Here is a 12,146-nt window from a genome sequence, read left to right as displayed (position 1 = left end):
ACACCGGAACAGCGTTCCGGTGTCTCTGAGATGTTTGGATTCAGCTAGAGCATCTTTCGAATTGGTTTGCAGCATCTGGCTCGTGGCGAACAGCATTTTTACAAGAGAAATGCGTTCTTCACGGGCACACAGTAGAGCAAACTGCTCTAGACTGAGAAACTGCTTCCGCAACCGCATGAGCGGCTCACGTTTGGATTGTCGAAAGTGAATCCTCGTTTTTCGAGACCTTCATAAAAGTCAATTGTGGTTCCGTCCAAGTGCAGGTCGTGGTTCTTCTGAACTGCGACTTGAAGTCCGTGCTGTTCAGCAACGTGATCCTGCTCCAGATTTGCTACTTCATCAAATCCGAATTTGTACTGAAAACCTGAACAGCCGCCACCTGCGACACCAACGCGGACGACAGTCGCTTCGGGCATGTTTTGTTCGCTAATGACTCGTTTGATTTCCGCAGCAGCTTTTTCGGTGATGGTCACCATCGTAACTTCTCCCTCGCCTTGAAAGGACGAACAGAACAAATATGTGTTTCAAGAATCACTCACACTCACTCAACTTGAAAGCAGATCAGGATTTCAGTCAATGATCTGAATTTTCGAAGTTGAGTTCATATTACAAAATTATAGCAGCCTGTCTTGTAGGTGAAAGACCGTCTCCAATTGTTTTTATGAATCAGTCGTCGCCTGATCCTAGATAAGATCGGTCAATTCCTAACAAAACCTTCAAACTTGTTGAAGCAATTCCGAGTGCAATCCCAATCATGATAGCACGATTCCCAGCTGTGTTGAAGATTTTCATGATGTAAACCGTCATCTGGTCGATCTTCAATGCAGATAAAGCATCTGGGACCCAGGCGGTCAATTGGACACCAAGGTAGGTGCGCCCCAGCAACACGATGAAAGCCGTCCCCAGCAACAGAGTGGCCTCCAGGTTTTTGGCCCGAAAAGCACGAAATGCTGCCGATGCGACATAAAACGCCAGCATCGCAAAGGTCGTTGTCATCAATGGTTGAAGGACATATTCATAAATCCACCAAAATGGATTTCCTTGAGCTGTGTAAGAACCAGACCAGGGATATTTGATTTGATGCGATGCCACGAAAAGCCGACCGATGTCTGTTTTCCAGGCATAATGAGTCGCTGCAGGTTGAAAGAGGACCTCGCGTTGTTCAGGAGTGAGTGGCCCAGTTCGGAGCAACTCCAGTCCGAGTGCTTTCAGAACGTCTGCGTGCCGGGGGAGTCCGTTGATGAATTCGTCGATGGAGGCCAATTGTGCGGCGGTAATCTCGCCGAGTGAGCTCAGTTCCGTTTTCAGCTCCTCGACGGTTTGTCCCGGTTCGTTGACGAAGCGAGTGACCGCCCTGATTTGCTCGGGGTTCAGCAATGTTGGCTCGGGAGTGGGAAGTTCCAGAACAAGTTCCTTCGCGCCTGCCTGTTGTTCTTCCAGAAGTTCGCAAGCGGTTTTCTCTTTTTGAGGAGGAATCCCAGCCGTGTTGATGGCGGCAACCATGACATCGGGATGCCATTCCGCAGCAAAGAAGTTTTTGAATACCACAGATTGTTCGTCTGTGAGTTTGCGACCAGCGTTCTCGATTTGAACAAAAAGCTCTTCTTCCTGTTCGGCAGTCAACGGCATCGCTGGCTCGAAACCGGACCAATTGAAAACGATCTCTTTTTGTAACTCTGGGGAGAGTGGGCCGACAAGCGTGATCTTTGCTTGATCTTCTTTGAAGTACGTTTTCGCTTCTTCCGGAATCTTGAACGACTCAGGAATTCCGCTCGATTGGATTGTTGTTGTTTGACGCGTTCGCGATGCAAGCTCTTCAATTGCCTGCTTTGCAGTTTCCGAATCGGGCAAGAGTGTTCGGAGCTCGGCCTCGCGTTCTTCGGTTAATACACCTTTGAAAGCCAGCGATGTGTGTGCCGGATAAAACCTGACGCGGTCTTGGAGTAAGCTTGGCTGTGATGCTGTGAAGAGTGTTTCGACTCGACACTGCCAATCGAGTGTCTCTCTGTATTTCAGCAGGTCTGATTTCTGGTCCCTGCTCATCCAACCGATGAATATGAGTTCTCCATTTTCCTCGCGGAGTTGTGTCCGAACCGAAGCTGGAATCGGTTTGTCGTCCTCACGATGAGGGAGTTCCCCAGCGATGCGGAATTCTGGCATCGCCTCAAGAGGATAGGAGACGAAGGTCTCTCCGTAGAACTCTACGTTTGATCTTGGCGGTGATCCAATTTTGAACAATCCGAAGATCAGAGTCACCAGGAAGGCGACAATCGTGATTGCCGAATATCCCCAACCTGGCTTTTTGTCACTCATCGTCTTCAAATGCAGCTTCAACAAATTTCCGCCGCCGAGCACAAAGGCGATGGCTGCCAGAATGTCAAACCACACAGCTGCGTCTTCACCCCACCCTTTCAGGTCAGGGATGAAGAATGAAACGATCAACACAAAACCGGCAATGGCGGTGATGAGTAATGGAACGGTGCGTTTCATGTCTCAAACTGTCATGTGGAAGAAATTTGCAGTAGCTTAGCAAAATGAGGGATGACGCATCAGTCAGGAGCGACTCTCACCCTACAGGGATCGGTGTGGCTGTCTGGATACTCTCGGCTTCTGCATAACAAAGCTTGAGGGCATCACATGCCAATTCTCCCGAGAGGACTTTAGGAGCCACCCCGGCTTGGACTCCTTCGACAGCTGCCTGAATTTCGTCTGTGAATGCTGCACACCATTCGCCGCTGCCACCCGGATCGGGAGTTTCAATCGGACCTTCATTCGGAATGACAGTTAATGGTCGATTGACCACCCAATCATCTCCGTACGTTCCGCAGTCAAATTGAATCGTTGCTTCTTCGAGAATCAGTTCGAAGCTGTGTGCGAACTTCAATTGTCCTGCTGCGATTCCTCCACTGATGCAGCTGACTGTGACATCGGGATCGTCGTAAAGATATTGAGTGCAAACGTGATTCACGAAGCCTTCTTTGAGTAGCCCCCGCGAGAAGACTTTAGAGGGGACACCACAGAGCAGGCCGATGTAATGGTTGTCGTGGATGTGCAGATCGATTCCCCAGCCACCGAGCTTTTTGAAATCTTTGATATCTGATGACCAGTCTGGTGGCGCAATCACACGTCGGAATGCAGCTGCCTGCAACTTTCCGTAGGTTCCATTCTCAACAACATTTCTCACCCAAGCAAACTCTGGGAAGAATGGAAGCACTTGGGCCACCATCAGCAATTTCCCGGATTTTTTTGCAGCAGCCAGCATGCGTTCAGCTGCTTCAAGTTCAATCGAAATCGGCTTTTCAACGAGCACATGCTTGCCCGCTTCGAGAGCTTCGATTGCGATCGACTCATGCTTTTCGGTCGGCAGGCAAATATTTACCATGTCGATCTCTGGGTTTGCCAGCAGGTCTTTGTAGTCTGCGTATCCCGTCACCCCGGTGAGATCTGTCTTTTCACTTCCACGTGGGCCGAAGTTCCCTTGGATGCTTGACCAGTCACCAGCGAGCTTTTTCTCGTTTCGGGTCGCAAATGCAACCACTTCTCCACCCCGGACCTGCTTCGCTCCTTCGAAGTGAGTCATCCCCATGAAGCCAAGACCAACAATCCCAATTTTTACCGTCATCTTCCTCATCCTTCTTCAACCAAGATAAACATCCTCGCACGGTATCAAAGCAGTCCACGTCCGCCAACCATGACAGGAGTTGAATATGATCGAAGACGATTTCAGAAATGGACTCGCCATGTGGGATGCTTCACAGAATCTGTCGCGAGTCTGGTCGATAATGTTTCTAGAAGCGAAGTCGATACATCTGGGATATGAATGCACAATTTGTGATGAACTGTCCGGAGGAGTGAGTGTTGGATGAGAGATTGAAAAGCTGATTGAAAGATCGTTCAGGGAAATCCGCTGCGGTGCGGGTTGCGAGGTTTCTGGCGGTGATCGTTTGTGGCTTGAGCGTTACTTCTGGTGTGGTTTACACCAGGGCACCGCTTGGAAAACAGCGGCCCGCATCGCAGCAGGTTTCCAGGGACAAGATCAGCCAAGATCGTTCGATGCGTTCTTCAGAAAGCATATCACCAAAGTATGTTGCCCATGAAGCAACGTGAACGGCATCGCCAGAAAGTTTCTTCGAAGGCTTGAGGGAAGCTCCAAGTCGATCTGAGAAAGTTGAGTCGCGTCTTGCTCTCCACACCGGCGACCATACGTGGACAACTCATCAATTATCGCTTGACGCACTGCTTCGCAATTTTGCGAATTGAGGGGCGTTCTGCCGAGTGGGCCAACAGCAAATCTATTAGAACTGATCCTGAAACATTAAATTGCTCTCTCAAACGTAAAGAAAAGCGGCTATTCCAGAGGTTTTCGGACTGGCTCTAGAAAAATGCGTTCTTCACAGGCACACGGTAGCTGAAAACTGCTCCTACCTCGATCGGTCAGGAACTTGAGCAATCGCAATGCCCCAAAAAACGAAATCTGAGTCATTAAACTGCGGAAATGAGGGCCAATCAACCCATCGGTGGGTTTTGATTATTTCGTTTTTCTCACTAAAAGCTGCGGCGTTCTTCGTTGTGAGCGGTCATCTGGAGAGGTAATTTTAAAGAACAAGCTTCGACGCTTTCCATCCAAAGCACTCCCATTTGGTAGTGGCACAATGAGCCGGGCAGTTCATTATCTTTCGATTTGCACTTTTGCGTTGCTTTTGATTCCAAGTCAAGGGCGAGCGGCGATGGTCACTCTTGATTTTGATTCGTTTGCGAATGGCCAACTGGACAACGAAACCTTCAATGCATTGGGGATTCAGTTCAGTGACGATCTTGAGATTGTTGATGGTTCGACGATCCAAGTCGGAAATACTGGAAAGGCTGCTCAAAACTCCCAAATCCCAGGTGGAGACATTTCTGCGATTTTTGTTGGGACTGTGACCAGCGTAAGTTCAATTTCTGTTTTCGCTGGCGATTCAGGTGTGGATGAAGACACAGTCACTTTGAGAGGGTTTAACGCAATGAACGTCTTAGTCGACGAAGCAATGTTCACAGGTCCGACCGCTCAAACGCTCTCAATTTCAGGAGCTGGGATCACTCATTTCATTATTCTGCAGGTCAATGGGATTGCCATTGATAATCTGACTTTCACTCCCGAAACCGAATCGTCTGCTGTTCCGGAACCGTCTGCAATTGTCTTATTCGGGATCGGTCTCGCATGTGTCGCGATGGGGCATCGTCGACGGCGTCACTCTTTGAGCATCTCATAGCGGAATCGAATTCTCGTATCGCTTCCGCTTCGTCGCTTCAAACTCTCGTAAGCTCTCGCGCCGCTGATGCTTCCACAAAGCTGAAATCATCAAATGGGCCAGGCAGGGCAAGAGGCAAAATTGACGTCGGCTCCGCACTCGGCAGGTTTCTTGTTCGTTCGCTTCGTTCTCAGCGACCCAGTCAGTAGAATTTTCGATAGCAAATTCAATATTGGTTTCTCGCTTTGCCTCGTCACGAGGGCCTATAAAGTCATGAAGGTGATCCTCATGATCCTCGTTCAGGTTAAATGCACGCGATGTTTGTCGCAGCCGCTGAAGGGTTTTGCCCCGGAACAAAACTGGACATCATTCAGAAAGTCGATGTCGCACCGACGGTTGCTCATTTAACAACTACCCATTTACTGGTTTGAAGATGGACGCGGATGAGAAAATTTTGAAAGAGTTTTAAGTGAAGAGCCCGGTCAGATCAGGCTTCTGGAACAGACAGGCAAGTTGCTCACGATAAAGAATCGATACTCAAAGAAACTCAAACTTAAGGAACGACTGATGATTGAACAACTAAATTCGACATCCGATAAAACTATCGGTTTCAAGCTTTCCGGGAAGCTTCACGATGAAGACTACAAGACGTTCGTCCCTCTCGTAGATGCCGCGATTGCTGAACATGGCAAAGCAAGGCTGCTCGCTCAGTTCCACGATTTTCAGGGTTGGGATGCGAAAGCGTTGTGGGACGATATCAAATTCTCGACAACACACTGCACGAAGATAGAAAAGATCGCATTAGTCGGTGAGAAGAGCTGGGAAAAATCGATGGCCACTGTTTGCAAACCCTTTACGATGGCAAAGGTTCAATACTTTGACGCCTCTCAACTCGAGGATGCTTGGAAATGGCTTGAAGCAGAGTAAGTCTTGGCAACTTCGCGTTTTGTTTTGAATTTGTGCCTCGTGGACATGTGCGATTTTCGAAATGAAAAGCACTCTCCACGGGCACCAGAAACACGACTGTGTTCTCTAAGCAAATCCAATGTCGGTCTCAACGTTCTGCCTCGTGGCGAGCAGTCGATGAAGTCAAGAAAGCGAACTTCACGAGCACGATAACACGAAGTGTACTAAGACAGTCTTGAAGAGAAGTCCGCGACCAGTCTCGTGGGCATGAGTGGTTCATTATATGAAAATCGCCCTTCACGGACACCAAAACACGAAGTGTACTAAGGCAGTCTTGAAGAGAAGTCCGCGACCAGTCTCGTGGGCATGAGTAATTCATTACATGAAAATCGTTCTTCACGGACACAAAAACACGAAGTGTTCTAGTTTTGCTGAGGTTTCATCTCTGGTGAGCGTGCTTTGGAGATATCGTTGAAGTAGCGACGGATTAGTTTTTGATACTCTCCCGAGGCCTTCTTTTGTGAAGACTCGAGTAGCTCGGTTTGAAGTTCTCCCGGAAGTTGTCCCCAATCGCGTTTGGACATGTTGGATAAATCGATTTGCATTTGCATTAACTCTGCAAGTTGCTGAGTCGATCCAAAGTCGGAAGCTTCATTGCCAGATCCGCTACTGCTTTCCTGGGCTTGTTGGTCGGAGTCACCCGTTTTTTGTTGGGACTGTGACATTCCAGATTTCCCCGCAGCCTGTCGCATAGACTGAGCAGCCTGTCGAAGTGCCTCTGAAGAAGATGGCTGTTGCCCCGACTGTGAGGGATCGCCTTCTTTCTGCTGACCTTCACCTTCTCCACCATCCATCGGTTGATCTTGAGAGGCCTCTCCCTCTTCGGGATCACCATCTTGATCTCCTTTTGTTCCCGGAGTCGGTTTTCCGAGTTGCTGCAACATTTCGCCCGCTTGTTTCAGTTCGCGAGACGCTTGAGCAACCTGAGTTCCAACTTCTGCGGGGACGATCGAATCGGACAGCTGACTTTGTTCGGAAGAAGTCTTCTCCGATGAGTTGTTCTGCGTTTCGCCTTGTTGCCCCGGTTGCGCTTCTTCGCCCGGTTGACCTGATTCACTTGGTTGCTGCGGAGTCGGCTTTTGCTGGCCGCTCGCTTCCATCACTTTTTGAGAGGCTTGGTTCAGAGAATCAGCAGCTTGTTGTGCCTGTTTGCTGGCTTGACCCTGATTGCTTTGCTTAGCTTGCTCATTGGATTGTTTCATTGCTTCCTGAGCTTGTTGAGCCAGTTGCTGAGCTTCAGTTCCGGATTGTGCTTGTTTTTCTCTGTTGATCGGGTTTGAGGCCAACTCCTCAGTCCGCTTCTTAAGTTCGTCAGCAAGTTGTGCAACTTCTTGTTGGTTCTGCTGTTGCATTTGAGACTGCATTTCCTTTTGAGCACTCTGGCTTTTCGCGACGTTTTGCAGTTTCTCTGCGACTTCAGATTGTTGCTGCGCAGCCTGTTGAGCCGCTTGCTGAAGTGCTTTGGGGGCTTCTTGCTGTTGTAGTTGTTCCGAAAGTTTTTGTGCAGATTCAACTGCTTGTTGGGCTTTTTGTGCAGCTTGAGAGGAGTCGAGTTGTTGAGCCTGATCCGAAGATTGCTGTGACTGCGTTGCGAATTGCTCGCTTGCCTGCTGAGCCTCCTTGCTTGTCCCTTCTTGGCTCTCAACAGCTTGTTGAATTTGCTTTGCGATGTCAGCCAGTTGCTTCTGCTTCTCCAAAAGATCTGGATAGTTCACATTCTCCTTCGCAGCACTTTCTGGCTTTACAGCAGGAGCCGTTTTTACAGTCGTTTCATTTTCGATCTTCGCATTGGGTTGATCCTCAGTCGTTTGATCTTGGGCTGCGGTCTCTTGAGGAGGGGTCTCTTGAGGAGGGGGCTCTATCCCAGCGATAAGCTTTTCGAGCTGTTCAACCGACTTCGAAAGTTGTTCCGCAATTTCCTGAGCCTGTTGAGCCTGCTTTTTTGTGTCGGCTTTCGATTCATTCGGAGTCTCAGTTTCCTTCTGGGATCTAAGTTGCTCAGCAAGTTTTTCAAATTGATTTTGTGCCTGGCTCTGTGCCTCAGCTGCATCGGCAGTATTGCCTTCCGCCAAGTCAGCTTGCGCTTTCTGCAACAGTTTGGCAGCCTGTTCGGCGTCCTGCATAGCCTCCGGTTGTTCAAGACCTTTTTGCAATTCATCAGCTTTCGAAGCAACGTCGTTTTGCTGTTTCTGAACGGCCTCTAATTCCTTTACAGTCCGTTCCGCAGATTGCTTCGCAGCCTTCGCTAGATTCTCTTGCCGTTGAGAGAGCTCCTCAGTCCGTTTTGCAAGTTGCTCGAGCTGCTTCTCCAAAGCTTCAGCTGCCGCATCTGCAAGCTCAGGGCGTCGCTCAAATAGATCGTTGAGCGTGTTGCTGAGTTGCTGGTGATCTCCCCAGGCTTCACGATGATCAGCATCCCATGCCTTCTGTTTAGCTTGCTGGTTTGTGATCGGCTGAGGTTCAGCAGGTTGAGAGTTCAGCTCTTTTTGTCGATGTTCCAAATCTTCGACGCTATTCGCCAATCTTTCTGTTTGATTCGCGAGGCGCCCCAACTCCAACAGATCGCGTTGTAAATCAGCGATCTCCCTGTACTTTTGTTGTAGTTCCTCTAGCTGTTTGGCTGCGTCATTGAGTTGCTCCGACGCTTTGGCGAATTCCTGCGACTTTTGTTTCAGTTCGGCTTGCTGAGCCTGTTTGACGCTCTCGCTGGCATCTTCCAGTTTTCCCTCAGCGATCTCTTGTGTCTCTTTCGCGATCTGGTCAAAGAGTGGTTGTTGTTCGAACAATGCACTCAGCTTTTCCAATTGCTGTTGCAACTTTTCAAGTTTCTCCTGCATTTGTTGAACATCATCCTGGGCTTCCCATTCTTCACGATTAGCGTTCGCCTCTTTGGCGTCTTGTTCGAACTGGCGGGCCTTTTCTTTTTGTTGTTGCAGTTCCGTTTTCAGCGTCTCAATCACTTGGTCCGTGCGCTGCTGCTGTTCAACAACAGTTTGCTCCCCGTACGGCTTTGCGTCGGAGCGAATCAGCAAAGATCGCGTGATCGTCCACGATTCATTCGGTTTCGGAACGGGACGCTCATCCGTCGCCCGACCACGGAGAGTCAATCGCATTCCAGGTTCAAGTTTCAGTGGTGAAAGGTCCAGTCGGAAAGAATGAGTCAATGCTCGTCCCTGATCTCTCAGATTCTCCATCTTGAGGATTCCCTTTTCATGAAATGCTTCGGTGCGAATCATTTCATAATGCAATTCGACGGAGCTCATTCCAAAGTCGTCGATCACTGAAACTGGAATATCAAGGACATCGTCCGGGCGGACTGCGGTGTTCTCTTCATGATCAGTAAATTGAATGAGAGGAGGCTGGTCAGCATCGATGGTGAGCCGACGAATGGCACTTGTGTCCGATGCGAGCCCTTCTTTGTCAATTCCTCGAATCACGAAACGTCCAGACGGAGAATTTAAAGAGAGGACTTCTTCGATTGAAGCAAGTTGCTTGTCAGCACTTAATGTAAATTCTGTCCGCTTGAAGATCGGCAATCCTCCCGGAAGAGTTTCAAGCTTCTCGAGTTGCTCCGGGGAAGCGGTTCCATCGAGCCAGAGTATCTCAGCCTTTTCAATCGGCTTGTTAAATCTCACTGCAACATCCCATTGCGATTGCTCAATGACACGGATTTCACCCAGTACCAAATCATGGAATTGTGCTGGATGGCCAGTGTACGCTGGCGGGGATATTTCAACTTGCAACTCTTCGACGGCAGGCAGTGGGACAACATTGATTCGATAAGACCGAGTTTTTGAACGTGCTGCAGAAACGTGATACGAAAAGCTTCTTCCGATCCGCGGCAGTGTTCCGATGTAACTCTCAGTCTTTTGGTTCCAGTCGAGCCGACGAGCTTCCGTCGGGCTATCATCTGTGGTCCATTCTAACCACGCTGATTTCGGTAGTGTTCCTGGCTGAAACCGCCATCCCGTTTTCACTTCAATAATGACGTCACTCCCTTGTGGCACTGTGCGGTCTCCATCAACAACCTGCAGGATCAAATTTTGAACTCGCTCGTAATTGCCCCATGGATTCAGAAATCGAGAGACCAAAACAGCGTAAGCATCTCCCGCGAAGAGTGTGGGTAATACAAGTGCCAGACAGGCAATTCCTCCCCACCAACAACGACGCACAGACCGTGATGCATCGATGGAATCGGTGAAGTCAACTCGCTTCGAAAGGCTCACAGTTTCCTGCATCAGCCATTTCTTCATCATCGGAGAAGCATCTGAATCGGTGTGCTCATCCAGTTCGACCGCAGAGAGCAAGCGTTCGTTAAGTTCCGGGTATTGCTGTTCGACAATCGCTGCCAGTTCGTCGTCTTGGACACGTTGAGTCAATGGCCGAATGATCCAGAAAGCGACTCCAATGACTGACAAGCCTGCAGCAGCCACCAACATTCCCAACCGAACAGCGACAGGCAGATCGAAGAGGATATCCATCAGAATCGCGAGTCCGACGGCTGTCGCGACTGAGAAGAGTGTTAATCCCACCCCTCCTGCAGCAGCCACTGATCGAATTCGAGTACGCAAACGTTGGAACTGTAAAGCAATGATCTCAGGCATTTCCGGCTTCATTGTGTCTCTCCGAAGGACATTCCAGCGCATACTCGAAAATTCTCAATACTTGCCTTGCCTGAACTCCCTTTCCGGCAATCAGTCAACTGAGAATTATTCTGTCACAGAGTTTAACAACACGAAAAACGCATTAGGTAGCCCGAACTCAACAGAAAACCGACTCTTCAGGATGAATCATCCCAAAACCGACAGGTTTTCAATAATTTCCTCGATCGCCAAATCCTGTTCAGTCCTTTTCAATCTGTCGACTGAGCTCGTGAAAGCGATGCAAACTTACTCATTTTTGAGTGCATTTAACGTTCTGAAGGGAAATCTTTTAAGTTTATCTCCCCGACTCCTTGAGGATGAACTGCGGTGACAGACGAATCGGCAAGATTTGCGGCTTTGGCTGGGGGGCTTTCGTTTCCCGTATCACCCTACTGCCAATGCGTTTACGTGAATGTTAAGGCGGTGGAGCAGGCATAAAATCCATGCAAGGTCCAGTGAAACCAGAAACAGTTAAAAACGTATTGACCGGTTTTGAAGCACCCCGTATGTTTCCCGTCATCGAAAGCTTGATGAGTGGCTTTCGAAGGTCCGGCAAACGCTCATCGCCCCCGGGAATAGATTGAAGTCCTCAGCCCCCCTAGGACTCTCTGTTTCCGGGATTTTTTATTTTATGGCTTAATTTGTGCGGTCAAATGTGGTGACTGAATCGCTTTGCTACGAATTACGCGACCTCAGAGCTTTTTTGGTTTTCGAAAATTGTGAAAGCTTTGGATCGAGAGGGGGTATAATTCTACACGGTGGGGATTTTTAGAGTCGATGTCTGGTCTACGCATCCCTTGCTGTGTCTACTTGAAATTTGTTCTACTGTGGTTGCTGTTGATGAATGTTGATGGTTGGTCTCTCAGGCATAGGATTGCCGCTTGTCAGGCAGGGAGCACGTTTTGTGTGTGACAAGAACCAAATGGGAAAGAACATGAGACTTCAAAAATTTGATTTTCCGCTCCGCGTCGTCTTCTACTACGAAGAAGATAGCTGGATTGCGCATTCTCTTGAATTTGATCTGATTGGGGTCGGAGACAGTAAGGAAGAAGCACTTAAATTCTTGTCCGGCGCAATTGCAACTCAAATGTCGGTTGCGATTGAAGATAACGACCCGTCAATTTTGTTTAGGCCAGCTGACGCGAAGTATCTTCAAATGTGGGCTCTTGGGAAGCACATTGTTAATGGCAGTGTCACCATTCAGGTCGAGGATGATGTGAATCTCCCAGCCGGCTTTGATATCCGCGAATTTGAGGATCACAACAGACTGGGCTGCTAAATCGCTGATAGGCCGCTGAAACTGAAA

The 12,146-nt window shown here is 48.9% G+C and carries 8 protein-coding genes; 4 read left to right on the top strand and 4 right to left on the bottom strand.

Annotation, left to right across the window (positions count from 1 at the left end):
* Positions 1–146 precede the first annotated feature (146 nt).
* From Mal48_RS12505 to Mal48_RS12495, 3 genes are all read right to left on the bottom strand, one after another.
* The gene (locus Mal48_RS12505) at positions 147–476 is read right to left on the bottom strand and encodes a HesB/IscA family protein (RefSeq protein WP_145199763.1); all 330 of its coding nucleotides are present in this window, start codon (positions 474–476) and stop codon (positions 147–149) included.
* Positions 477–666: 190 nt separating this feature from the next.
* Entirely contained in the window at positions 667–2,490 is a 1,824-nt protein-coding gene (locus tag Mal48_RS12500) for a hypothetical protein (RefSeq protein WP_145199759.1), read from the bottom strand.
* A gap of 76 nt (positions 2,491–2,566) precedes the next feature.
* Complete coding sequence (locus Mal48_RS12495; protein WP_145199756.1) at positions 2,567–3,622, bottom strand: Gfo/Idh/MocA family protein; 1,056 nt, start codon at positions 3,620–3,622, stop codon at positions 2,567–2,569.
* An 85-nt stretch (positions 3,623–3,707) separates the two neighbouring features.
* Here Mal48_RS12495 and Mal48_RS23275 point away from each other — a divergent pair, with 85 nt between their 5' ends.
* From Mal48_RS23275 to Mal48_RS12485, 3 genes are all read left to right on the top strand, one after another.
* Positions 3,708–3,866 (top strand): hypothetical protein, encoded by a 159-nt coding sequence (locus Mal48_RS23275; protein ID WP_197441668.1) that lies wholly within the window; start codon positions 3,708–3,710, stop codon positions 3,864–3,866.
* A gap of 786 nt (positions 3,867–4,652) precedes the next feature.
* A complete protein-coding gene (locus Mal48_RS12490; RefSeq protein ID WP_145199753.1) occupies positions 4,653–5,252 on the top strand; it encodes a PEP-CTERM sorting domain-containing protein in 600 nt (199 codons plus the stop codon).
* Between the two features lie 546 nt (positions 5,253–5,798).
* Positions 5,799–6,158, top strand: coding sequence for a SpoIIAA family protein (locus Mal48_RS12485; RefSeq protein ID WP_145199749.1), 360 nt, complete (start codon positions 5,799–5,801; stop codon positions 6,156–6,158).
* 401 nt (positions 6,159–6,559) lie between these two features.
* Here Mal48_RS12485 and Mal48_RS12480 read toward each other — a convergent pair whose 3' ends face one another.
* A complete protein-coding gene (locus tag Mal48_RS12480; protein ID WP_197441667.1) occupies positions 6,560–10,813 on the bottom strand; it encodes a coiled-coil domain-containing protein in 4,254 nt (1,417 codons plus the stop codon).
* An 877-nt stretch (positions 10,814–11,690) separates the two neighbouring features.
* Here Mal48_RS12480 and Mal48_RS12475 point away from each other — a divergent pair.
* Positions 11,691–12,119, top strand: a complete 429-nt coding sequence (locus tag Mal48_RS12475; protein ID WP_145199743.1) for a type II toxin-antitoxin system HicB family antitoxin — start codon at positions 11,691–11,693, stop codon at positions 12,117–12,119.
* The last annotated feature ends 27 nt before the right edge of the window (positions 12,120–12,146 follow it).

Source organism: Thalassoglobus polymorphus, assembly GCF_007744255.1.
GTDB classification, from domain to species: domain Bacteria; phylum Planctomycetota; class Planctomycetia; order Planctomycetales; family Planctomycetaceae; genus Thalassoglobus; species Thalassoglobus polymorphus.
The sequence above is the reverse complement of the archived record's forward strand: the minus strand, read 5'-3'. Positions and strand labels throughout refer to the sequence as shown.